At 43.9% G+C, this 22,218-nt stretch carries 23 protein-coding genes and 2 tRNA genes; 16 read left to right on the top strand and 9 right to left on the bottom strand.

The genetic code is table 11. The annotated features are described in order from the left end of the window. Positions 1-185: 185 nt before the first annotated feature. Positions 186-857 (bottom strand): thiaminase II, encoded by a 672-nt coding sequence (tenA, locus tag AC4MCC_RS13600; protein ID WP_419365786.1) that lies wholly within the window; start codon positions 855-857, stop codon positions 186-188. A gap of 222 nt (positions 858-1,079) precedes the next feature. On the opposite strand from tenA, the gene AC4MCC_RS13595 reads away from it, so the two are divergent. The 4 genes from AC4MCC_RS13595 (at position 1,080) to ssb (ending at position 5,537) form a co-directional block, all read left to right on the top strand. Next, complete coding sequence (locus AC4MCC_RS13595) at positions 1,080-2,171, top strand: DUF475 domain-containing protein (RefSeq protein ID WP_004781554.1); 1,092 nt, start codon at positions 1,080-1,082, stop codon at positions 2,169-2,171. A gap of 182 nt (positions 2,172-2,353) precedes the next feature. Beyond that, positions 2,354-3,412: an RNA-guided endonuclease InsQ/TnpB family protein gene (locus AC4MCC_RS13590; protein WP_004781556.1), complete on the top strand. Its 1,059-nt coding sequence runs from the start codon at positions 2,354-2,356 to the stop codon at positions 3,410-3,412. Positions 3,413-3,536: 124 nt separating this feature from the next. Beyond that, entirely contained in the window at positions 3,537-4,901 is a 1,365-nt protein-coding gene (locus AC4MCC_RS13585; RefSeq protein WP_034170221.1) for an MFS transporter, read from the top strand. Positions 4,902-4,952: 51 nt separating this feature from the next. Next, entirely contained in the window at positions 4,953-5,537 is a 585-nt protein-coding gene (gene ssb, locus AC4MCC_RS13580; protein WP_034170220.1) for a single-stranded DNA-binding protein, read from the top strand. Positions 5,538-5,606: 69 nt separating this feature from the next. On the opposite strand, the gene AC4MCC_RS13575 is transcribed toward ssb, so the two are convergent. After that, a complete protein-coding gene (locus AC4MCC_RS13575) occupies positions 5,607-6,071 on the bottom strand; it encodes a hotdog fold domain-containing protein (protein ID WP_419375156.1) in 465 nt (154 codons plus the stop codon). A 138-nt stretch (positions 6,072-6,209) separates the two neighbouring features. On the opposite strand from AC4MCC_RS13575, the gene AC4MCC_RS13570 reads away from it, so the two are divergent. From AC4MCC_RS13570 to AC4MCC_RS13550, 5 genes are all read left to right on the top strand, one after another. Continuing rightward, positions 6,210-6,854 carry a TetR/AcrR family transcriptional regulator gene (locus AC4MCC_RS13570; protein ID WP_419375157.1) on the top strand — a complete coding sequence of 215 codons (645 nt, stop codon included), beginning with the start codon at positions 6,210-6,212 and terminating at the stop codon, positions 6,852-6,854. 151 nt (positions 6,855-7,005) lie between these two features. Further along, entirely contained in the window at positions 7,006-7,569 is a 564-nt protein-coding gene (gene ahpC, locus AC4MCC_RS13565; protein ID WP_005232609.1) for an alkyl hydroperoxide reductase subunit C, read from the top strand. Between the two features lie 246 nt (positions 7,570-7,815). Beyond that, on the top strand, positions 7,816-8,694 hold the full coding sequence (locus AC4MCC_RS13560; RefSeq protein ID WP_419375158.1) for a pirin family protein: 879 nt from the start codon (positions 7,816-7,818) through the stop codon (positions 8,692-8,694). Positions 8,695-9,108: 414 nt separating this feature from the next. After that, entirely contained in the window at positions 9,109-10,416 is a 1,308-nt protein-coding gene (locus tag AC4MCC_RS13555; protein WP_419365791.1) for an FAD-dependent oxidoreductase, read from the top strand. A 3-nt stretch (positions 10,417-10,419) separates the two neighbouring features. Then, a complete protein-coding gene (locus AC4MCC_RS13550) occupies positions 10,420-11,259 on the top strand; it encodes an SAM-dependent methyltransferase (protein ID WP_419375159.1) in 840 nt (279 codons plus the stop codon). An 82-nt stretch (positions 11,260-11,341) separates the two neighbouring features. Here AC4MCC_RS13550 and AC4MCC_RS13545 read toward each other — a convergent pair. The 4 genes from AC4MCC_RS13545 to AC4MCC_RS13530 all read right to left on the bottom strand — a co-directional run bounded on the left by AC4MCC_RS13545 (position 11,342) and on the right by AC4MCC_RS13530 (position 12,785). Then, positions 11,342-11,417: transfer RNA gene (locus tag AC4MCC_RS13545), tRNA-Thr, on the bottom strand. A gap of 205 nt (positions 11,418-11,622) precedes the next feature. Then, entirely contained in the window at positions 11,623-11,850 is a 228-nt protein-coding gene (locus tag AC4MCC_RS13540) for a hypothetical protein (protein ID WP_004781576.1), read from the bottom strand. A gap of 438 nt (positions 11,851-12,288) precedes the next feature. Next, entirely contained in the window at positions 12,289-12,489 is a 201-nt protein-coding gene (locus AC4MCC_RS13535; protein ID WP_004781578.1) for a hypothetical protein, read from the bottom strand. A gap of 205 nt (positions 12,490-12,694) precedes the next feature. Then, a tRNA-Ser gene (locus AC4MCC_RS13530) sits at positions 12,695-12,785 on the bottom strand. 121 nt (positions 12,786-12,906) lie between these two features. On the opposite strand from AC4MCC_RS13530, the gene AC4MCC_RS13525 reads away from it, so the two are divergent. Then, a complete protein-coding gene (locus tag AC4MCC_RS13525) occupies positions 12,907-14,787 on the top strand; it encodes a potassium transporter Kup (protein WP_005232606.1) in 1,881 nt (626 codons plus the stop codon). Between the two features lie 67 nt (positions 14,788-14,854). Here AC4MCC_RS13525 and AC4MCC_RS13520 read toward each other — a convergent pair whose 3' ends face one another. Continuing rightward, positions 14,855-15,412 (bottom strand): hypothetical protein, encoded by a 558-nt coding sequence (locus tag AC4MCC_RS13520; protein WP_419375160.1) that lies wholly within the window; start codon positions 15,410-15,412, stop codon positions 14,855-14,857. A gap of 266 nt (positions 15,413-15,678) precedes the next feature. On the opposite strand from AC4MCC_RS13520, the gene AC4MCC_RS13515 reads away from it, so the two are divergent. Further along, complete coding sequence (locus AC4MCC_RS13515) at positions 15,679-16,776, top strand: DNA/RNA non-specific endonuclease (protein WP_419365794.1); 1,098 nt, start codon at positions 15,679-15,681, stop codon at positions 16,774-16,776. An 85-nt stretch (positions 16,777-16,861) separates the two neighbouring features. Beyond that, positions 16,862-17,107, top strand: coding sequence for a hypothetical protein (locus AC4MCC_RS13510; protein ID WP_004781584.1), 246 nt, complete (start codon positions 16,862-16,864; stop codon positions 17,105-17,107). A 74-nt stretch (positions 17,108-17,181) separates the two neighbouring features. Here AC4MCC_RS13510 and AC4MCC_RS13505 read toward each other — a convergent pair whose 3' ends face one another. Further along, positions 17,182-18,252: an AraC family transcriptional regulator gene (locus AC4MCC_RS13505; protein WP_419375161.1), complete on the bottom strand. Its 1,071-nt coding sequence runs from the start codon at positions 18,250-18,252 to the stop codon at positions 17,182-17,184. 110 nt (positions 18,253-18,362) lie between these two features. Here AC4MCC_RS13505 and AC4MCC_RS13500 point away from each other — a divergent pair, with 110 nt between their 5' ends. Beyond that, positions 18,363-18,956 carry a hypothetical protein gene (locus tag AC4MCC_RS13500; protein WP_005232599.1) on the top strand — a complete coding sequence of 198 codons (594 nt, stop codon included), beginning with the start codon at positions 18,363-18,365 and terminating at the stop codon, positions 18,954-18,956. 338 nt (positions 18,957-19,294) lie between these two features. On the opposite strand, the gene hisF is transcribed toward AC4MCC_RS13500, so the two are convergent. After that, positions 19,295-20,053: an imidazole glycerol phosphate synthase subunit HisF gene (hisF, locus tag AC4MCC_RS13495; protein ID WP_004781588.1), complete on the bottom strand. Its 759-nt coding sequence runs from the start codon at positions 20,051-20,053 to the stop codon at positions 19,295-19,297. Positions 20,054-20,166: 113 nt separating this feature from the next. On the opposite strand from hisF, the gene AC4MCC_RS13490 reads away from it, so the two are divergent. From AC4MCC_RS13490 to AC4MCC_RS13480, 3 genes are read left to right on the top strand one after another with little or no spacing between them, the layout of a single operon-like run. After that, on the top strand, positions 20,167-21,114 hold the full coding sequence (locus AC4MCC_RS13490; protein WP_419375162.1) for a homoserine kinase: 948 nt from the start codon (positions 20,167-20,169) through the stop codon (positions 21,112-21,114). A 26-nt stretch (positions 21,115-21,140) separates the two neighbouring features. Beyond that, positions 21,141-21,767, top strand: a complete 627-nt coding sequence (locus AC4MCC_RS13485; RefSeq protein ID WP_419375163.1) for a DUF1294 domain-containing protein — start codon at positions 21,141-21,143, stop codon at positions 21,765-21,767. Positions 21,768-21,787: 20 nt separating this feature from the next. After that, a complete protein-coding gene (locus AC4MCC_RS13480) occupies positions 21,788-22,183 on the top strand; it encodes a DUF4870 family protein (RefSeq protein WP_004781593.1) in 396 nt (131 codons plus the stop codon). The last annotated feature ends 35 nt before the right edge of the window (positions 22,184-22,218 follow it).

Raw genomic sequence — 22,218 nt, 5'->3', positions numbered from 1 at the left:
AAAGATCAGTACTAAAGCAACTGGGGGAAAACGTGGAGTAGATTTGCTCTTTTCCAAACATCTAATGGATGAAATTTCATGATTTATAACTGCAATAAAATTAGCTTCACTTTCCATCATTTATGGTTCGGATTAAAAATAAAAAAGCCCTGTATTAAACAGGACTCAGTCAATAGAAACTAAAATTAATTATCCAGACCCGGCCATTGGCGTTGTTCATAAGCACTGTCCCAGAACAGCCATTCCAGACGTGCTGCATGGGTATAGGCCTGATGCATTTTTTCTAGAGTATCGGCATCGACCCGCGCTGCCACCCGATCTACAGTAGCAATTACATTGCGTACCGCTGTATGAAAATCTTCCCCGGCATAGGTATCAATCCAGGCCTGATATGGATTATTCGGCGCCGCCTTATCGACGATATCCTTACCCACTTCTGCATAGATCCAGAAACATGGCAAGAGGGCAGCCAGAACCACCGGATAACTTTCTGCCCAGGCCGTTGCCTGTAAATAAGAGGTGTAGTGATGGCAGGCCAGAGTCAAAGGTGTATTTTCAAATTGGGTTTTGCTGATGCCAAAATCCTGCATAAAGCCATCATGCAAACTACGTTCGACCACAATGGCAGTTTTAGCGGCTTCACTAAACTGGATCACGTCATCTGCTTCAAAAGCTTTGGCTGCACAGACTGCCAGTGCACGACCATAGGCCAGCAGATAATGCGCATCCTGAATCACATAATGACTAAAGGCTTCACGGCTTAATGTTCCCTGCGCCAGCTGCTGGTTAAAAGGCAACGCCAGTGTCTTTTGATAAAGTCCGAGATTACGTTGCCATACGTCTTGAGAGAAACTCATACTGAAATCCTTAGCAGTTGAAGTCAAAATATCCAGCACTATAGCAAAGATGAATCTGTTTAAAAGATCAGCAAATCTGAAAAGCAGAAAATACCTAAAAATGGTTCAGGAAGTGCTTTGGTTTATGCGGCAAAAGTTTCATAATTGGGACAACTTTTAGTCTTAGTATTTCTCTACGTTTAAAGAAATGCATTTAATGAAATTTATCTAAGGTCGATATATATGTTGAAACATTTTGGTTTCTCAATCGTATTTTCGATCGTGTGCCTTGGTTTGTCTGCTTATTGGGGATTTACCCATGGTCCGGAAGCGGGCCTGCAAACCATGTTCACAGCACTGACCATTACCGCTATTCTGGCGATTATGGAAGTGTCGTTGTCGTTTGATAACGCGGTTGTCAATGCATCCGTCCTGCGCGGTTGGGATCATTTCTGGAAAATGATTTTCCTGACAGTCGGGATTCTGGTTGCAGTTTTCGGGATGCGCCTGATTTTCCCTGTGGTCATTGTGGCCGTGACTGCGGATATGGGCTTTATGGAAGTGGTGCAGCTCGCCTTAAATGCACCAAAAGAATATTCGGCCAAACTGATGGCACATCATGCCGAAATTTCTGCCTTTGGTGGTGCCTTCCTGATGCTGGTATTCCTAAACTTCTTCCTGGATGAAGAAAAAGACACCCACTGGTTCCGCATGCTGGAACGCCGTCTGGCGCATCTGGCGAACGTTCCGGCGATGTCAGTCTTTATTACCCTGATTGCCTTATTAATCATGGATTTCCAGGTTGAAGAAGCGAAACGTCTGGATGTTATTCTGGCTGGGATCTGGGGGATCGTGATTTATATCGGGGTACAGGTCCTAAGCCATATGCTGGGCGGGGAACCGGAAGTAGACGAAGAGGGTAACGCCGTTCGTCATGATGCTGAAGGTGTGCCAACTGGCGTGGTAAAAGCCGGCTTTGGTGGTTTCCTTTACCTAGAAGTACTCGATGCATCTTTCAGTTTCGACGGGGTAATTGGGGCCTTTGCGATTACATCTGACGTGGTAATCATCATGTTAGGCCTGGCTATCGGTGCGATGTTTGTGCGTTCGATGACCATTTATCTGGTCGATAAAGGCACGCTGGATGCTTATATCTATCTGGAACATGGCGCACACTATGCGATTGGTGCTCTGGCATTTATCATGCTGGCAAGCAGTACCGGTGTACATATCCCTGAAGTGGTAACTGGTCTAATCGGTGTGGCTTTCATTATCTGGGCAGTCATTGCTTCAATCCAATATACCAAGCGTCAGTTATTAAAAGCAGGCAAATAGTCCTGTGATCGCTGAACAGAAGCGTAGCTCCGGCTACGCTTTTTTATCCATTGGAGCGTAAAACCTCGTGGTTCAGCACGAGGATATAAGCGACTGGAGTAAACCACATGAACGACACGAAATGTCGTTTTAAATACTTGTACTATAGTCACTATTAAGAAAAATACTGTTAAAATAATTGGATGAAGACACTCAAATTACGCATAAAAGACAAACATTGCAAGGTGCTAAATCAGTTAGCATCCGAAGTAAATTTTGTTTGGAATTATGTCAATGATTTGTGTTTTAAACATCTTCAAAAAAAACAACAATTCTTTTCAGCATACGATATTGCAAAATACACGAAAGGCACATCGAAAGAATGCAACTTGCACAGTCAAACTATTCAGGCAGTGACAGAAGAATTGGTCACAAGACGCAAGCAGTTCAAAAAAGCAAAACTAAAATGGCGTGTCAGTAATAAAAAATCAGCTAGACGTTCACTAGGTTGGATACCGTTTAAAAAGGTTGCAATCAAATATGCTGATGGCTGTGTTCAATATGGTAAACACCAATTCAAGTTATGGGATAGTTACGGTTTAAGTCAATACAGGGTTAAAACAGGCTCATTCGTTGAAGATAGCCGAGGCCGTTGGTATGTATGTCTTGTAGTTGACAATGCTAAAACAGAGAAAACCACCGCTAAAACCTCAATTGGCATAGATTTAGGTTTAAAAGATTTAGCCACTTGTTCAGATGGTGTAAAACTTAAAGCCCCTCAAATCTATCGGAAATATGAACAAAAACTTGGTATTGCTCAACGTGCAAAAAATAAAAAACGAGTGAAAGCAATTCACGCCAAGATTAAAAATGTAAGACAAAACATGCTGCATCAATTCAGCCATAAACTAGTAAAAGAACATGCAGCAATCTTCGTTGGCAATGTGAATGCCAAAGCATTAGCGCAAACCAAACTAGCCAAGTCTGTGTTAGATGCCAGTTGGACAACACTAAGAACCATGCTCAAGTATAAATGCGAGAACGCAGGGGTATGGTATGAAGAAGTCAATGAAGCCTATACCACCCAAACTTGTTCGTGCTGTGGCTCACGCTCCAGTAGTCCGAAAGGTAGAGCAGGTTTAGGAATAAGAGAGTGGCAGTGTGGTGAGTGTGGTAGCTCATGGGATCGGGATGTAAATTCCGCACTGAATATTCTTGCGCTCGGGCATGAGCGTCTAGCAGTAGGAATCCCCTTGCTTTAGCTGGGGGAGGATGTCAATTTTCAGATAGTCCTCATCTTTATTTCAAATAAAATTCATGCATTCCTTTGAGCGGAATGGCCTATAATCTACGCATCAAGATTAACTAACTCGATCGCCAGACTTTATGATGAATGCCTTAGAACGTCGCTCGACCTTTGCCCTGAGCAGTATTTTCGCACTGCGCATGCTGGGGTTGTTTATGATCATCCCTGTATTCTCGGTAGCAGGGCAGTCATATGAATATGCTACGCCGGCACTGATTGGTCTGGCGGTGGGTATTTATGGCCTGACACAGGCCATTTTACAGATTCCGTTTAGCCTGATTGCAGACCGCTATAGCCGTAAGCCACTGGTGGTTTTGGGCTTGTTGCTATTCGCTCTAGGTGGTGCGATTGCTGCAATGTCTGACACCATTTATGGCGTGATCATCGGTCGTGCGATTGCGGGTGGTGGAGCAGTTTCAGCAGTGGTAATGGCCTTACTGGCCGATGTGACCCGCGAAGAAAACCGCATGAAAGCCATGGCGGTGATGGGCATGAGTATCGGCCTGTCCTTTGTGGTGGCCTTTACCATGGGGCCATGGGTGACAGGACTGGTCGGCATTTCCGGTCTGTTCTGGGTGACCACCGTAATGGGCTTGGCTGCGATTGCGATGTTGTTGATGGTCCCTAAAGTTACCCGTCATCATAAAAATTTTCAGCAGGGCTATCTGGAGCAGCTAAAACAGGTCCTGAAAATGGGGGATCTGAACCGTCTGCATATTTCAGTATTTACCCTGCATTTGCTGCTCACAGCCATGTTTATTTATGTGCCATCGCAACTGATTGAAGTTGCTGAACTGCCATTATCGAGCCATGGTTGGGTCTATCTGCCGCTGCTGGTCGTCAGTCTGTTTTTTGCCTTCCCGAGCATTGTACTGGCAGAGAAATATCGCAAGATGCGCAGTATTTTCCTGACAGCGATTGGCGGGATTATTCTGGGTCTGTTGATCATGATTTTTGGCTTTGAATCCAAATATGTGCTGATCGGTGGATTAGGTTTATTCTTTATTGCCTTTAACGTCATGGAAGCCTTATTGCCCTCATGGTTGTCCAAAGCAGCCCCGATTCAATCTAAAGCCACTGCGATGGGCGTGAATGCCAGTAGTCAGTTTCTGGGCGCGTTTTTTGGCGGGATTATCGGTGGACAATTGTTGTTACTCAACAACACTTCGCTCGGTTGGAGTATTTTATCGGCAATTGCTATAATTTGGCTGCTCATGAGTTTTGGGTTGGCTCAACCACGCTATCTTTCATCGCTCGTGCTTCGTCTGCCAGAGAGTAAACAAACAGATGAATGGACTTCTCAACTTTTGGCGATTCGTGGTATTGAAGAGGTTGTGGTCATGTCTGAACAGCAAGTCGCCTTTGTCAAGGTCGATAAACAGCAGGTTGATGATGTTTCGCGACAACAATTAACGCACTTGTTAGGTAAAGAGGTAGCCATTTAAACATAACTCTTATAAAGTAAAATATAGAAATAAATAGGAAGTGTACGTCTGATGCGTGGTGTTAATAAGGTCATTTTAGTTGGTACTTTAGGTCGAGATCCTGAGACCAAAACTTTCCCAAATGGTGGTTCTCTCACTCAATTCTCTATCGCAACCAGCGATTCATGGACTGATAAAAATACGGGCGAACGTAAAGAGCAAACCGAATGGCATCGTATTGTGCTGCATAACCGTTTAGGTGAAATTGCACAGCAATATCTGCGCAAAGGTTCTAAAGTTTATATCGAAGGTTCATTACGTACCCGTCAATGGACAGATCAAAGCGGTCAAGAACGCTACACAACGGAAATCCGTGGTGAGCAAATGCAAATGCTGGATTCTGGTCGTCCACAAGGCGAGCAGGGCGATAATGGTTTTAACCAGCCACGTTTTAATAACAATAACCAGGGTGGCGGTTATGGCAATAATCCTCAAGGTGGTTATGGCTCAGCGCCTCAGCAAGGCGGTTTTAACAATAATCAGGGCAGTGGTTATGGCAACAATAACCAAAATAACCAGGGTGGTTATGCGCCGAAGTCTGCACCTGCTCCAGTAGCAGCACCTGCAGCCGATCTGGATGATGATCTTCCGTTTTAATCCCGACATTAGAAAGGTAAACCATCATCAAAACCCGCCATTTGGCGGGTTTTTCATATCTGGGTTCTTCTATTTTTTCACGGACACCCACATGGTGATCACCGCCCGAAACACAACTTCTTCTGTAGTATCTTTAATTTCTACATTGACCAGATAATCGCTGCCTTCATTCCATATAAAGTTAGGCTCAGCAGGTGTCGCAATTGCAACTAGGTCAGTGGTGGCTTTTTTGACATATTCGACCTGCATACCCTTGGGAATCCAGCGATGGGTCTTTGGAACGGTTGCATCGGTCATGGTGCCGCCTGCCAGTTCAGCCATATTGCACATGGCAATCGCGTGTACAGTGCCTAAATGATTCAGCACGGCACGATGTTTCTTGATGCTCACTGCGCAATATCCAGGCTTTAAATCTTCAAACAGTGGAGAAATACTGCCGAAATAAGGTGCTTTTAGACAAAGTAATTTAGAAAAAAGATATTTACCGACTGGCTTATTTTCTAAGCTGTTCCAGATTTTTAGGGCTTGGCTCATCTATAACTTCCTGTATATTATTTTTAATCAGAATAATATTCTCATACAGAATATTATTCTGTATTGGCGCATCTGACAAAAACCAGACATCAGGCTGCCAGCCTGCTTTTAAAAATAGAGAGGATTTAAATATTAAAGATGCAAAACATAGAATTGCTGGAAAGGATTTTTAAGGGAAGAAGGGCTTTACTCAAACGTCAGATTCTAGAATGCGCATTGACAGAGTTTCTGCGTACAGGCATTGCTGCGACTACGATTGAAATGATCCGTGATCAGGCCGATACCAGTATCGGGGCGATCTACCATCATTTTAAAAACAAGGAGGGGATCATTGCAGCACTGTATATTGCAGCGCTCACAGATCAGTCGGAGCAGCGTTTGCAGGCTTTGTCACAAGTTCAGGGTATTGAACAAGGCATACAGGCGGTGATTCAGAGTTATATCGATTGGGTCGTAGCGTATCCTGATTTTGCCCGCTTTCTTTATGCTGCGCATCATACAGTTCAAAGCAGTGACTTCAAAAAGGAGTTACAGCAGTCGAATCAGCAGCGCAATCAGGAATTAAAGCAATGGCTGGCTCAGCAGGCAGATATCAGTCAATTACAAGCTGTTCCCTTGGAACTGCTGATGTCACTGATTATTGGACCCACTGAAAGTTATTGCCGGAGCTGGTTATCTAGTCGAGTCCACGCCTCTCCCAAACACTATGCAGCAGCCTTAGCAAAATCGGCTTGGCAATCTATACAGCATTTTCAAGAAAGTGAATCCACCAAAATCGATTAAACAAATCAGAAAGATAAAAATAAAAGGAATTATAAATCTAAAAAACCGATAGTTTTTATGAAAAGTTACGGTTTTACCTATTGGTAGTTTTTGCGTATTCTTAACTACATCAAATGAACACACACTTTCACGAATAGATAGGAATAGACTTATGAGTTTAATCAATACTGAAGTTAAGCCATTCAACGCAACTGCTTACCATAATGGCCAATTTATTGAAGTGTCTGAGCAGGACATGAAAGGCAAATGGTCTGTAGTATTCTTCTATCCTGCTGACTTCACATTTGTTTGTCCAACAGAATTAGGCGATCTTGCTGATCAGTATGCTGAATTCCAGAAACTGGGCGTAGAAATCTACTCAGTATCTACCGACACACACTTCACGCACAAAGCTTGGCATGACACGTCTGACGTGATTGGTAAAATCCAGTATCCAATGATTGGCGATCCAACCTGGACTTTGGCGAAAAACTTTGAAGTACTGATTGAAGCTGATGGTCTGGCGGATCGTGGTACTTTCGTGATCGATCCAGACGGTAAAATCCAGATCGTTGAAATCAACGCGGGTGGTATCGGTCGTGACGCGCAAGAACTGCTTCGTAAAGTAAAAGCGGCTCAATATGTACATGCTCATCCAGGTGAAGTATGTCCTGCAAAATGGAAAGAAGGTGAAGCGACTCTTGCTCCTTCAATTGACCTGGTCGGTAAAATCTAATTCGGTAACACTTTATCGAGTTTAAAAAAACCCAGCCCTCAGCGCTGGGTTTTTTATTGTCTACTGCTCATGACTACTTAAATTAACGTCTTATGAGCAACGCTAAAGTTATAAGTAGCTACACAGAAATCTAAGAGTCGAATCGTCTTATATTTGAAATACTGCATTCTAGAAGTACGGTACTGATGACTGCTGATAAAGCTTAAAATAGCTGCATGTTCATCCTATTGCATATAGGAGTAAAAGATGAAAAAAGTCATTGGTGTTTACCATAATCAAAACATGCATTGGGTCGGTGATGGCTTCCCGGTCAAAAACCTGTTTTCCTATGACCGTTTGGGGCAGGCCATTAGCCCATTTTTATTGCTGGATTATGCAGCGCCGTATCACTTTGCGCCAACCACTGAGCAGCATGGTGTAGGTTCACATCCGCATCGTGGTTTTGAAACTGTAACCTTGGCTTATCAGGGGGCAGTGACCCACCAGGACTCCAGTGGCGGTGGCGGTACGATTCAGACTGGTGATGTACAGTGGATGACAGCAGGTGCCGGAGTGGTGCATGAAGAATTTCATTCTCCAGACTTTGCCCAAAAGGGCGGTCTGTTTGAAATGGTTCAACTCTGGGTCAACTTGCCAGCCAAAGACAAAATGACCGCGCCACGTTATCAGGCCATTACTGCAGCTGAGATTCCACGGATTGAAATGGATGAAGGTGCAGGACATATTCGGGTGATTGCCGGAGAATTCGGAGGTCATTATGGCCCTGCGCATACCTTTAGTCCGGTAAATGTCTGGGACGGCGAGCTAAAAACAGAGTATGAAACAACCTTAGATGTACCTCTCGGACATAATGCTTTGCTGGTTGTACTGGCGGGTGAGCTGGTGGTAAATGGCAGTCAAAAAGTACTGGATAGCTCTATTGTCATGTTTGCGCGTGATGATGATCCTGAAATTCAGCTACAAGCCGATCAGGATACTAAATTTCTGCTTTTGACCGGTGAACCGCTGAATGAACCGATTCAAGGTTATGGCCCATTTGTGATGAATACTAAGGAAGAAATTATTCAGGCATTTCAATATTTTAATCAGGGTAAATTTGGTGAAATCGCGGTACAGGCCGAATAATACAATCGGTCTTAAAACAAAGAAGCCTCTGCACAAGCAGAGGCTTTTTTTTCTAATGCGCTGGAATTTCTTGTCGTTTTTACGAGTTTCTGGGATAAATTCATTTTGTTTATCTCTATGAATTTATCTCTTTCTTGTGCTGCATATTATAGGGTATTTCGCAGCCTTTGTAAACCGATGATTAAAAAATCGGTTAATTAAATCATTTGTTTTTTAAAGATTTATTTTTAAATATTTAAATATAATGGCGGTTTAATTCGCTCTATATAAAGACGTTTTTTGCTATTCAAAAAATGTAATTTATTTGTAAAGTTACGTTAACTCAGACTTACGAAAAAAAAGTATTCTGGAAGATTTTAATAACCTATTTGCCGAAAGCATGGTTCATAATTTCTTTTAGTTTTTCAATGACGGATGATCAGATTGGATATCGCAGTAATTGGTAGTGGCATGGCTGGACTGGCTACTGCCAGAATTCTTCAGGACGCAGGACATCGCATTACTATTTTTGAAGCGCTTCAGGGTCGCGGCATGGACAGTCATAGTCTCGAATTTGAAGGAGGCCTCATTGACGCACCTTTACGTGTGATGAATCCTTATCTGTGGAAAAATACCTTAAGTCTGGCGACTCATCTGGGCATTAAAACTTACCCGGTACGTACTTATATGGCCTGTAGCTGGCTGTTTGAAGACCGGGTAGAAACCTGGCTAACCACATCACGTAGCAAGATTGGCAATATTCCGATTATCAATAACCGCAAAGGCATCCAGCAATATGGCTGGCGTCTGGTTAAAGGTTTGCTGCAACTCAAAACAGCCTTGGCAAAATTCTTTAAATCCAAAAATCAGGACATCAGCCTGGCAGAATTTATCAATCGCAATGAGATTGAAGAAGTGTTCTGGCATGGTGCGGTGATGCCGGTGCTGTATACCATCTGTACCTGTAATCCAAAAACCATTGGTGAATGGCCAGCCAAACCTTTATTGATTTTCCTGCGTCAGCTAACGGATGGTGATGCCTTATTACGTATGCAGGGCGGTACTCCGGCTTTGGTAGACAAGCTGATTGAAGGCATTCACATTGAAAGTGGTGCGCCGATCGTTTCGGTAAAAGAGCAGAGCGACAAAGTACTGGTAGAAAATGCAGCTGGTCTGTCGAAAACCTTTGATCGCGTCGTGGTGGCGACACCAACCAATCATATTGATGAATTCCTGGATCATGAGCAGTTTGGACGCGATATCGAGCTGTTAAAGAAATTCAAATTCGAACAGGGCGAATTGGTCATTCACCGTGATAGCAGCGTGATGCCTCCAAAGCGTAAGGACTGGGCTGTACTCAGCTATATGATGGATCGCAAGTTTACCCGTCAGCAATTTACGGTTTGGCTGAATGCGGTTGAACCGAGTCTGGTGGGTAAATCACCGGTATTCCAGACCTGGCGTCCTGTGACTGAGATCGATCCGAAAAAAGTGATTTCCTCAGTGACCTTGACCCGTGCGGTAGTGGATGCCAATACTATCGCTCTCAATAAAGAATTACAGCATCGCCATCTGGAAATGAACCGTAAAGTGTTCTATTGCGGTTCATGGTCATCGGATGGTTTGCCAATTCTAGAATCTGCTGTGACTTCTGCTATGAAAATTGCCGCAATTATGGGGGCACCGTTGCCATTTGAAGGACTTAAACCTAAGATCGAGGTAGCACCCCAACTCGGTTATTGATTGATGCAATGGTTTCAGGCACTTCGTCAGCGTCTTCCTCAACATAAATATGCAATTGATGCATCGTTGCTGGGAGATCAGTCACAGTTGCCCTGGAGCAATCTGGGTTATTGGTGGGCAGGGCAGCAGGATTATGTAGCTGCCTGTCAAACTTTGGCCGACCATTTGGCAGAAACGGTCGGTTTAAATTCAAAGGATAAATTGCTGGATCTGGGCTGTGGCCAAGGTGCCAGTCTGTTGCACTGGCAGCAATACTATCAGGTGCAATATCTGGCCGGTGTGGAACTTCAGCCAGCTTGTGTGGCGAATATTCAACAGCATTTACCTGATCTCAATGCCATCTATCCGGCTTCTTTCCTGCGTTTAAAAGACATGCATTTTTCCCAGCGCTTTGATGTGGTGCTGTGTCTGGATGCTGCCTATCATAGTGCCGTTCCCGAACTTCTAGACCAGGTACGCAGTGTATTGAACGCCAATGCACGGATTGGCTTTCATCATCTGATCTTGTCGGAAAAATGGGACAGCTTGAATGCGCTGCAAAAGCGTAAATATCAGTTTCTGCTGAAATCCGCCGATGTCGATTTAAAAAACCTGATGTCGGAAAATGAGCTTTATCATTGTCTGGAAAATTTTGAATTTAAGAATATTCAGATTGAAGATCTGTCCGAAGCGGTATTTTCAGGTTTTGCTGATTATGTAAATCAGAATTTAAATTCAAAGAAATTGAAACAAAAAGGCAAAAGACTGGATCAGTTTAAAATCCGGATGACGGCAAAGCTTTGCCAGAAGTTATATCAGGATGGGATCGTGCGATATGTACAGGTGACAGCGCAGGCGATCTGAGTATTCAAGGCAAAAGCACAGCTATATAAAAATACCAAGCCCAGAAACATCAAAGCCTCACTAAAAAGCGAGGCTAAGAAAATGGTGCCGGCACACGGATTCGAACTGTGGACCTACTGATTACAAGTCAGTTGCTCTACCAACTGAGCTATGCCGGCGTTGTGGAGTGCATTTTACAGATTTTTCTTAAGGGCGCAAGCCAAAAAATAACCGTTCAATCTTATAACCAATTTTTTATTGCTGATCATTGAAGCATCTTCACTCAGGCATCTACATTTAAATCATGAAATTGCCCATATCAGTGATATGGGCAAGGATAAGGGGTTGATATTTAAAATCTATTATGAGTGAGTTAAAAGGGAATTATCTGCTTTTGAGTATCCGATCCAGGTCTTGTGCGCATTCCTCTAAAGTAAAGGCCATATCAAACTGCATTTGAGGTTTGAGTTCTTGAGCGAGACTTCTCCACTGTTCAATTAGTTTTAGGGCTTTTTGAATCTTATGTTTGTTGACGTCTTTGGCAATGGTTGGGGTATAACCGCCGCGTTTGGCATTTTTGATCTGTTTCATGTAGTTTGCGCTGTTATTCATGTCCACTCTCCGAATAGCAGTGTTTCCACTTTTTTCTAACCCAAATAAGGAAGACTCAAGCAATAACGTTTTCTATCTTTTGGTTTTTATTCTCCTTTTATCCTGTTTTGATTCCACCATAACATAGCGATGATGACAATTAAATTAAGCTATTTTTATGCCAGTTTTAGTCTCCATCATATAAATAAACTAAAAGAAGAACATAAAGTTAAGAAAGTAATAAAAATGGATATATCATGGTTTTATCCAGAGAATTTATTTCAATATATCCCAGCCTATATCTTCACATCTTTAAATCTATCAAAAGAAAAGGCAAGCAATACTCATCTCAAAAATAACCAGTAAAATGAATTATCCTTTTTCAATTCATCTATCCAAGATGCTCACTTTTAGGGTTTTAGACTATAAAAAAAGCCCAATATAAAATTGGGCTAGGGCTTAAGGCTCGACTTCTAGCGGATCACCATCTTCAGGACGAAGATGACGTGTGCCATCATCTGCAGGATCTACACTTGATCCATCCTTAGTAATCGGGTTGTACATTTCGTCCTCTTTTTTATCGTCAGTGAACTCTTCATCTTCGAAATCCAGAGGCTCGTTATCATCATCAAAATTTAGGGGCTTTTCATCATCTTTCATAGCGATCCATCATTTTTTACCAAGATAAGATCATGCTCGAATATTCCTCAGTGTCATTCAACAGCCATCCGGCATCATTTATGTAACTTGTATGGTTATTCTTTTATTTTTAATACATCACCTCATAATTTAGGCAACAAAAAAGGCTCAACCCCTTTAGGATCAAGCCTTTTGCACTACGGTGAACTACCGTAAAAGTCGAATTTGGCGGTGAGAGAGGGATTCGAACCCTCGATACGCTATAAACGTATACACACTTTCCAGGCGTGCTCCTTCAGCCACTCGGACACCTCACCATGGCCGTGGATGATATAGAAAAAAAGCCAGTCTGCCAAGCTTGAAACAATTGATTTGCGGAAAAACTTTGAGCGCAGTGCTATGATTCGCAAAAATGCTTGTTAAAAACGAAGACGATATATGCAAAGCACTGCACAGAAAGCAGCTCTCCCGGTAATTACGCTGGCTGCGCTTGGGGTTGTTTTTGGAGATATTGGAACCAGTCCATTGTATGCACTACGCCAATGTTTTCTGACGTCGCACCTTGCCATTAGTGAAGCTTCGGTGTTAGGTATTTTGTCCTTGATCTTCTGGTGCATCATGCTGACAGTGAGCTTTAAATACGTCACCATCATCATGCGTGCCGATAACAACGGTGAGGGCGGAATCATGTCCTTGCTGGCCCTCAACTTGCGAACCACACGTATTTCTGATGACAAGAAAATTTACCTGATTGCGCTTGGCTTTATTGGGGCATCGCTGTTTTTTGGTGACGGAATTATTACCCCGGCAATTTCTGTGTTATCTGCGATTGAAGGGCTGAGTATTGCCACACCTGTGTTTAATCAATGGTTAGAACCTTTATCGATCGGGATTATTGCAGGACTCTTTCTGGTACAACGTCATGGTACCGGAACCATGGGTAAATTTTTTGGTCCACTGACTTTACTCTGGTTCCTGTCAATTGGTGGTTTTGGTTTGTGGAGTATCATCCAGACCCCGACAGTACTGGCCATGGTGAATCCATACTGGGCCTATCATTTTGTGGTCGATCAGCCTTTTGTGGCCTTTTTAACCATGGGGGCCGTGATTTTGACCATGACTGGTGGTGAAGCCATTTATGCCGATATGGGGCATTTTGGTCGTCTGCCGATTCGTCTAGCCTGGTTCATTATCGTATTGCCATGTTTGTTACTGAATTATGCCGGACAGGGGGCATTATTGCTGCGCCGTCCTGAAGCACTGGAAAATCCTTTCTATATGCTGCTTCCGGAATGGGGCTTATATCCAATGATTGGTCTGGCGACAGCAGCTGCTGTGATCGCCTCACAGGCGGTGATTACCGGGGTGTTCTCCATGGTGAATCAGGCCATTCAACTGCGCTATTTACCGCGTCTGAGCGTAAAGCACACATCAGCCGAAGAACGTGGTCAGATCTATCTGCCATTCATTAACTGGATGCTGTTTATTTCCGTAGTGATTCTGATTTTGCTCTTTGAAAATAGCGCCCGGCTGGCAAGTGCTTATGGGGTCGCAGTCACCATGACCATGCTCTGTGGAACCATTTTAATCAGCATTCTGGCTTATGGTTTCTGGCGCTGGCCAATCTGGAAAGTGGTGTTATTTGCCACACCATTCCTGATGCTGGATCTGGTTTTTGTAGCCTCAACGTCTTTAAAAATTGCATCAGGTGGCTGGGTGCCGATTCTGCTCGGGGCGGCATTATTTACGATTCTGATGACCTGGAAAGATGGTCGTGCACTGGTTCTGAACCGTCTGGAAAAAGATGCGCTACCAATTGACCTGTTTATTAAGAGTATTTCAATCGGTGGAGGCACCAAGTTTGTGCCGGGTGAAGCGATTTTCCTGACCGGAACTCCGACCATTGTGCCGCATGCGATGTTGCACAATATCAAACACAACAAGGTGCTACATGAGCGCAATATTCTAGTAACAGTCATTACCCGGGATATTCCTTTTGTCGGTGATGAAGAACGGATTAAACTAGAAAAACTCAGTGAGCATTTTTATCGAGTGACAATGTATTACGGGTTTAAGGATCAGCCTAATATCCCGGAAGCATTGCAGCATGCGTATGCAGAATGGGGTTTTGAATATGACCTGATGCAGATCAGTTTCTTTATCTCCCGGGAAAGGATTATGCATACGGTGGGAGAGGGAATGGCACCCTGGCGGGAAAAATTGTTTGTTTCCATGCAGCGTAATACCAGTCCAGTCAGCGACTTCTACCAGATTCCGACTAACCGGGTAGTGGAGCTGGGTAGCCAGATCGAGATGTAAAAATAAAAAAACCAGAGCAAGGCTCTGGTTTTTTTAGGGGAGAGAATTGAGAAAGCTTTATAACAAATTATTGTTCTGTTGCTTCTGTCTCAGCCGGCATTTCAGGGGCGGCGTTTAAAGGTGCATCTACTGCAGGATCGGCTTCAGCTTCTACTGCAATTGCAGTTTGTTCAGTCATCGCAGCCGCTTCAGGTGCAGCAGCTTGCTGTTCTTCAAGAGCAGGTTGCTCTACAGCTTCACCCATAGTCATTTCCTGTTCTGTAGCAGGGGCTGCTGGTTCAGACTCAAGATTGGCTGGAGCTGGATTGGTATCCGGCATTTCGGGTTGTGCAACAGGTGCATCAGGCATGCCTGGTGTTGGCATTGGCTGATTTGGCATTGATTGTTGTGGCTGCTGGCCTGGCTGAGCAGGTGCAGACATTGGCTGGTTTACCAGACGAATCTGTCCAGAGTTCACCAGGCTTTCAAGTGAAGCTTGCTGACCATTTACAGTGGTACTAATTTTAGCTTTAGACAAGCTTTCAAGTGTTTCACCCGCTTGTACAGGAGGCTCAGCGAATGCGCCGGCACTGATCACACTTGTAAATATTCCGAGACCTAATAACTTAGATAGTTTGGAATTCATAAATTAACTCCATTGCTAATAATTGTACGTAATTTGAGTAGTCAAATAGCTTTGCACACTCAAGACGAGGTCACAATCAAAGCTACTTAAAGGTCAAAAAACCGCGCTGAAAGCTCACTAAAAAAACGACACTTTGTTACAAGATTTAAGAATATAGGGGTAGATTGTGTAATTATTAGGCAAATAAAGAGGGTAAGATATACTTCATATACATGGCTTGTTAAGCTCGCAAAACCCCCGATTTTGATCTTAAAAGCACGTGTAGCATGGCAAAGAAGCAGCGTAAGTCGAAGAATTCAGTTTTTCAGTTTTTTAATGAAAATAGCGTGAAAGTGATCCTGGCAATGGTCGCTTCCGGGAGTTTTGCGATTGCGTTTGGCCAGGAAAAAATCAGTCAGTGGATTTCGCTGCCTTCTACATCGAATTCGAGCTGTCTGGAACAGTTTTACCGGGACATCCCGCCTTACCTGATGAAAGACAGCCTGAAAAAAGACAGTTATTCACTGTGTTTTAATGGCTTTAATGTGGGTTATTCTGGTGTATCCAAAACGCCACTGTGGGTGGCGGAGGCATTAACACCGAAGCGTCTGAGCCAGAAAATTCCACGTGAAGACAACTTCCATGAAGAAACACGACTGAATGCAGCTCATCGTGCGACTTTGGCTGACTACCGGGGGTCAGGCTATGACCGAGGCCATATGGCGCCAAATGCAGACATGCCAAATAAAGCTTCACAGTCTGACAGTTTCTCGCTGGCCAATATGGTCCCGCAGGCACCAAAGAACAATCAGCAGGTCTGGCGTGAGCTGGAAGAAGCAACCCGGGCAATTGTGACCAAGCAGAAGCAGGACGTGTATGTAGTGACCGGGCCAGTCTTTGCTGCCAAAAAGCTGAAAACTATTGGCAAGGGTGTAATTGTACCAACTGCCGTGTATAAAGCGATCTACATGCCGAAAACTGGTGCCATTGGTGCCTACTATGCTCCTAATGATAACTCGCTCAAGGTTCGCATTGTCAGTGTCTGCTATTTGGAAGAGCAGCTTGGCATTAACCTGTTTCCTCAGTTAACTGAAGAACAGAAACGCAATACCTATCATCTGCCACTGACTGCAAATGCTGTGAAGGCCAACCAGAAAATTGCTTATTCGAATTGGGATGCAGAAAGCCAGTGTGCTGAAGACGTGCCGAAAGAAGATCTGGAAAAACTGCAGCGTGAGTTCAAGCCGTTAGCCTCAAGTTCAGCCAGTACAAGCAATACCAGCTCATCAGTTAATAAGAACGGGATCGATCATGATACCCAGGACACGATTGTTAAACAGCTGATTGAGGCCTTGTTGCAATACATCCTGCAGCTGCTGAAATAGTGAAAAGGAGCTTGCTGTAAAAAGCAGGCTTCAGGTAGCATGCTGAAGACAGGTGAGTAAAAATAATAAAACAGAGTAGGAATTAATGTTTAAAGCATTTGAAAATGGAACCGAATCCCATGCGATTCATGATCTGACAGTTGAGAATGATCTGGACTGTGTCAGTCTGTATGGCAATCTGCAAATTACCAAAGACCAGGCTGGTCTCAAGGCAGCCAAAGTCTTGCAGGCACTGTTAAATGATATTGTGCAGCAGCTCGAAGAAACACCGGATCTGCCAGAAAAAATTGAACGCAATGATGCGGATGAAATTGAAAATCCATTTTTATAGAAATTTCTTAAAAACACTATTCCGGCTAGAAAAAAGCTCCTTGGATGAGGAGCTTTTTTATTTTATTCAAATTTTTAAATCTGATATGGGACATTAATCTCTGCGGTAGCAGGATAGTCCAGAAATTTTTCCTGCACTTGAGTTTCCAGATATTCTGAGCGCCATTGTTGTGGGGTCTGAGCTGTCCATTGCTTGAAGGCACGCTGAAATGCGCTCTGCTCAGAATAGCCAAGCAGCATGCTGATTTCCTGCAGACTCAGATGAGGATCTTTCAGGTATTGCATGGCCATCATGCAGCGGATTTCCTGCATACGTTGCTGATAGGTTTTGCCCTGTTTCTGCAAATGGCGTTGTAACTGACGCACGGAAAAATTCATCTGTTTGGCTATATGCTCGATCTGGAACTGGTTTTTTTGCAGGCCCACCAGAATCGCCTGCTGTAACTGCTGGTCAACCTGGGTGGAATTGGGGAATTTTTCCAGTAAAGCTTCAGCTTGTTGTTTCAGAAGCTTTTGTAGGGTCTGATCACCCTGTTTTAAAGGCGTAGACAGCTCGCTGACCGGCATCAGGACTTGAGTCTTGGCTTGACCGAAACGAACCTTGCAGCGGAAATACTGTTCATACAATGCTATATTTTTGGGTGTTGGATGCTGAAAATGCACTTCATGCAGATGCAGATGATTATTATCCAGAATATTCGATTTAATAAATTCGATCATGAGTGCAATCGCGATTTCATCGGTCAGTTGCGTACTCATCTTAAAAGGAACCTCACCCCAGGCAATCGAAAGATGATCTCCTTGCCCCTGGATTTGTAGCGGGCTACCATCATAGATCAGGCGATGGTAGTCATGATAGCGCATGAAGGCTTCACCCAGCGTGTCACTGGAAAGTGCCAGATAACCGATAATCCCGAGATGTTTAGTCTCGACCAGTTGCGCAATTTCCAGGCCCAAAGCCGGGCGCTGCAGCTGTTGATCAAGTGTCGTCAGCAGATCACGCCACAGAGTAAAATCAAAGCGTTCCAGATTTTGAATGGCCAATAATTTCTCAGGGACTTCGAGCTGTTTCAGCTGATAATAGTCCAAAAGTAAATGTCCTAAACCACCGTATATCGAGCCTACGTAGTTTTTTAGAACCAGCATTTTTTAATTCTTTTATTTTGTCGTATTTTGTCAATCATATTGAATATTTTGGTCAATATCTAGTCTTTTACTTAGCCTATATTGAAAAATAGACCAAGAGGTAAAAGATCATGTGGAAAGGTTTTCTGGCAGGACTCGTCGTAGCCAATGGCTTTGAATGGTTTGCGCATAAATATGTACTGCATGGTACGCATCGGGCAGGGCAGACACGTTATAGCCCAGTGCCGGACAGCATGCGTTCACATTGGGAACATCATCGTGAAGTTCGCAAGACCAGATTTTCTGATTATGCCTATGTGGAAGGTTTGAAAAACTGGCGAATCCGCAATGAAATCGGTTCACTGGCCGTCGCAGCAAGCGTATTCGGGCTGGCTTTTTATCCCTTGTCCAAGGGCATGTTTCTGGCCACGCTATATAGTGCAGGCAATTATTTTTATATGCATCGGCGGGCACATCTGCAACCAGAATGGGCCAGAAAAAAAATTCCCTGGCATTATGATCACCATATGAACAGTAACCAGGATGCCAACTGGTGCGTGACCAAGCCCTGGTTTGATTATTTGATGGGAACTCGGGTGATTTCTTCAGCAGATTTACAGGAAAAAAATCCTCTTGGTATTGCGTTGCCGGAACAGATCTCTACGCGCTTAACCCACTTAACCCAGCGTTATTTCCCGGCTAAATGGGCTAAAGATCGTGATTAAATAACTTAAATTTCGAGTAATCTGCCACATAAAATGTTAACTATTTCTCACTTTGGTTAGCCCTGTCGTGATTTGTCAATAAATTCTGCATATATTGTCAATATTGTGCTCAGGATTTCACCTATATTTGCGTCTGTTGATGATTGAAAGTCTTATCAACCTGCATACAGATTGAGTTATATTGTAAATGTCAAAGATACCAAGTGCTGTAGTTCTTCTTGGTTTTTATAGGGAGTCGCAAGACTCCTTTTTTTTGTCCAGAATTTAAATGATTTCTAAGAATAATGCATAAAAAAAGAGCGTGATATTCACGCTCTTTTTCATTTGAAGGCTGTCGTTTAAAGACGCATTTCAATGCCTTGAGCAGCTAGATAAGCCTTGGCTTCAGGAATGGTATGTTGGCCAAAGTGGAAAATAGAGGCGGCAAGTACTGCATCGGCACCACCATGGATAATCCCGTCAGCCAGATGCTGCAAGTTGCCTACGCCACCTGAAGCAATCGTCGGTACAGTCACACGGTCATTAATGGCACGCATGAGTGGAATGTCATAACCTGCTTTGGTGCCATCGGCATCCATAGAGGTAATTAACAGTTCGCCTGCGCCATAGCTGGCCATTTTCTCTGCCCATTCCAGGGCATCAATGCCGGTCGGTTTGCGTCCGCCGTGGGTAAAGATTTCCCATTTATTCTCGCCAGTTTTTTTGGCATCAATCGCTACCACGATACATTGCGCGCCAAAACGCTGTGAGGCTTCCTGTACAAACTCAGGATTGAAGACTGCTGCCGAGTTAATACTGACTTTATCTGCACCTGCATTTAACAGTAGACGAATATCTTCCACTTTACGCACGCCACCGCCTACAGTAAGCGGTACGAATACAGATTCAGCCATACGCTCAACGGTACGGTAAGTGGTGTCGCGTCCATGATGTGTAGCGGTAATATCAAGGAAAGTAATTTCATCGGCACCTTGTTCATTATAACGGCGTGCCACTTCTACCGGGTCACCCGCATCACGAATATCAAGGAACTGAACACCCTTGACTACGCGACCGTTGTCGACGTCCAGACAAGGAATAATACGTTTAGCTAGCATAAATTTTTCCAATTATTACAGCCGATTATGAAACTCACCCACGCAAGCGCTACACCTTGGTAGATGGAAACGGTATTCTAGCAAAAATATGTAAGTTTTTTCGCAGGTTTTCTATGTCGGTTTATACCACTTTGACTTTAAAGGAAGTTCAGGATTTTGCAGCACCTTATGGACTTGAGGTGATTGATCTGATTCCCATTCAAGGAGGTATCCAGAATACGAACTATTTTCTGGTCTGCGAAAACCAGCAATATGTGCTGACTGTTTTTGAAGATATGGATGAACAGGCCGCTGGAGAACTGGTGCCGGTCTTGCAGCATCTGGGTCAGGCAGGTCTGGCCGTACCGGTGCCTTTATCCCACTCAGGCAAAGCCATTCATACGCTAAAAAATAAGCCGGCACAAATTGCACCACGCATGATGGGCGAGCATCCGATGCCATCTACCGTTGCGCAGGCGGAAGCGATTGCCATTGCTCAGGCCAAAATGCATGTCGCACTGAAAGATTTTAAACTTGAGCGTGCCTTTGTCCGTGACCATGCCTACTGGTATAACGTAGCACAGGAAATTAAACCGAGTCTGAACGCAGCAGATAAAGTCTTACTGGGTAAACTTCTGGGCTTGTATGAAGCTTTAACCGCAGTATATCCGGATCGTCCACGTGGCTTTATCCATTCGGATCTGTTTCGTGACAATACCCTGTTTGAGGGTGATCAGCTGAAAGGAATTCTGGACTTTTATGAGCTGAATAAAGATGAATTCCTGTTTGATATTGCGATTACTTTAAATGACTTCTGTACCAATTATCCGGAAGTCACCTTAAATGAAGAAAAGGCCAATGCCTTTTTAAAAGCCTATGAAACTGTTCGTCCTTTAACTGCAGATGAAAAATCATGTCTGGAGCTTTACCTGGCGATGGCTGCGGGCCGTTTCTGGATGATGCGTTTACAGGTGGCACAGAAAAATGCTGCTGAAGGCCGCACCGGTGAAGATATTCTGCAAAAAAATCCGGAAGAGATGCGTAACATGCTGATTGAACGTTTAAAATTCGTGACAGCTTAAATTTAGAATAAACAGGAACAGGCAAAATGCGCGATCAGGGACGTTTAGTGGAATGGTTTGATGACAAAGGCTATGGCTTTATTCAGCCTAATGATCCGGCCAAAGATCGCGTGTTTTTGCATATCAAGGATTTTGCCCGTCCCGGTCCACGGCCAATTGTTGGTTGTGCGCTGGATTATCTGGTGATTCTGGATGAGCAGGGACGCTATCGTGCCCAGCAGGTTATGTACCTGAAAGCATCGCAAACCAAAACTGCAAAAACAAAAACTAAAACATCAGGCCGAAGTCAGCCAGAAAGACTACAGCCGATGCAGGTTGCTTCTGTGGCCTATATTCTGGTATTAGCGGGACTAAGTTTAGCCGGCTTGTTGAGTGGAATGATCCTGTTGCTGGTGAGCCTGATGAATGTCCTTAGTTACTGGCTGTATGCCCAGGATAAGGAAGCGGCACAACTGGGCAATCGCCGTATTCCGGAAAACACCCTGCATCTGGTGGCTTTTCTGGGAGGATGGCCGGCAGCCTGGCTGGCACAGCAAAAATTACGGCATAAAACACAAAAACAACCCTTCCGGCAAATTTATTTTTGTACTATAGCTTTTAACATCATTTTGATTATATGGCTGATTTCTCCCTTCAACAGCCTGAATATCTAGAAATAACCACAGGAGCGTAGATGAACTATTCAATTGATAAAGACTCAAATCGCACGCTAACCCTGATTCTTTATATCTTATATATCGTGGCCATTTTTAGTGGTGGCTTGCTGGCAGTGATTGCACTGATTATTAACTATGTGAAGCGCTCGGATGTACGAGGTTCGATTTTTGAAAGCCACTTTACCTGGCAAATCCGCAGTTTCTGGTGGTATCTGTTCTGGAATATTGTAGCCTTTGTGCCATTCCTATTCCTGTTCTTTACCCATGAAGATCCGGACCTGTTTGCGGGCGTCGCTTTTGGCGCATCCACTTTCTGTCTGGTTGTGGTTTTTGTTTCCTGGATCTGGATTGTCTATCGCGCGATTCGCGGCATTATGCGTCTGAATGACAATCGACCGATGTATACCAAATAAGATTAGCTATATTTCTCTAGATAAAAAACTCCCCC

This window comes from Acinetobacter sp. CAU_H_56, assembly GCF_058599425.1.
This window is presented reverse-complemented; position numbering and strand designations above follow the sequence as displayed.

What these genes read in the sequence shown, in the direction of transcription:
- AC4MCC_RS13490 (WP_419375162.1), top strand. Translation starts at nt 20,167, where the DNA reads ATGTCGGTTTATACCACTTTGACTTTAAAGGAAGTTCAGGATTTTGCA.
- AC4MCC_RS13595 (WP_004781554.1), top strand. Translation starts at nt 1,080, where the DNA reads ATGTTGAAACATTTTGGTTTCTCAATCGTATTTTCGATCGTGTGCCTT.
- AC4MCC_RS13550 (WP_419375159.1), top strand. Translation starts at nt 10,420, where the DNA reads ATGCAATGGTTTCAGGCACTTCGTCAGCGTCTTCCTCAACATAAATAT.
- AC4MCC_RS13555 (WP_419365791.1), top strand. Translation starts at nt 9,109, where the DNA reads ATGATCAGATTGGATATCGCAGTAATTGGTAGTGGCATGGCTGGACTG.
- AC4MCC_RS13575 (WP_419375156.1), bottom strand. Translation starts at nt 6,071, where the DNA reads ATGAGCCAAGCCCTAAAAATCTGGAACAGCTTAGAAAATAAGCCAGTC.
- hisF (WP_004781588.1), bottom strand. Translation starts at nt 20,053, where the DNA reads ATGCTAGCTAAACGTATTATTCCTTGTCTGGACGTCGACAACGGTCGC.
- AC4MCC_RS13485 (WP_419375163.1), top strand. Translation starts at nt 21,141, where the DNA reads ATGCGCGATCAGGGACGTTTAGTGGAATGGTTTGATGACAAAGGCTAT.
- AC4MCC_RS13515 (WP_419365794.1), top strand. Translation starts at nt 15,679, where the DNA reads ATGGCAAAGAAGCAGCGTAAGTCGAAGAATTCAGTTTTTCAGTTTTTT.
- AC4MCC_RS13500 (WP_005232599.1), top strand. Translation starts at nt 18,363, where the DNA reads ATGTGGAAAGGTTTTCTGGCAGGACTCGTCGTAGCCAATGGCTTTGAA.
- ahpC (WP_005232609.1), top strand. Translation starts at nt 7,006, where the DNA reads ATGAGTTTAATCAATACTGAAGTTAAGCCATTCAACGCAACTGCTTAC.
- AC4MCC_RS13505 (WP_419375161.1), bottom strand. Translation starts at nt 18,252, where the DNA reads ATGCTGGTTCTAAAAAACTACGTAGGCTCGATATACGGTGGTTTAGGA.
- AC4MCC_RS13525 (WP_005232606.1), top strand. Translation starts at nt 12,907, where the DNA reads ATGCAAAGCACTGCACAGAAAGCAGCTCTCCCGGTAATTACGCTGGCT.
- AC4MCC_RS13480 (WP_004781593.1), top strand. Translation starts at nt 21,788, where the DNA reads ATGAACTATTCAATTGATAAAGACTCAAATCGCACGCTAACCCTGATT.
- AC4MCC_RS13510 (WP_004781584.1), top strand. Translation starts at nt 16,862, where the DNA reads ATGTTTAAAGCATTTGAAAATGGAACCGAATCCCATGCGATTCATGAT.
- AC4MCC_RS13560 (WP_419375158.1), top strand. Translation starts at nt 7,816, where the DNA reads ATGAAAAAAGTCATTGGTGTTTACCATAATCAAAACATGCATTGGGTC.
- tenA (WP_419365786.1), bottom strand. Translation starts at nt 857, where the DNA reads ATGAGTTTCTCTCAAGACGTATGGCAACGTAATCTCGGACTTTATCAA.
- AC4MCC_RS13535 (WP_004781578.1), bottom strand. Translation starts at nt 12,489, where the DNA reads ATGAAAGATGATGAAAAGCCCCTAAATTTTGATGATGATAACGAGCCT.
- ssb (WP_034170220.1), top strand. Translation starts at nt 4,953, where the DNA reads ATGCGTGGTGTTAATAAGGTCATTTTAGTTGGTACTTTAGGTCGAGAT.
- AC4MCC_RS13590 (WP_004781556.1), top strand. Translation starts at nt 2,354, where the DNA reads ATGAAGACACTCAAATTACGCATAAAAGACAAACATTGCAAGGTGCTA.
- AC4MCC_RS13585 (WP_034170221.1), top strand. Translation starts at nt 3,537, where the DNA reads ATGATGAATGCCTTAGAACGTCGCTCGACCTTTGCCCTGAGCAGTATT.
- AC4MCC_RS13570 (WP_419375157.1), top strand. Translation starts at nt 6,210, where the DNA reads ATGCAAAACATAGAATTGCTGGAAAGGATTTTTAAGGGAAGAAGGGCT.
- AC4MCC_RS13520 (WP_419375160.1), bottom strand. Translation starts at nt 15,412, where the DNA reads ATGAATTCCAAACTATCTAAGTTATTAGGTCTCGGAATATTTACAAGT.
- AC4MCC_RS13540 (WP_004781576.1), bottom strand. Translation starts at nt 11,850, where the DNA reads ATGAATAACAGCGCAAACTACATGAAACAGATCAAAAATGCCAAACGC.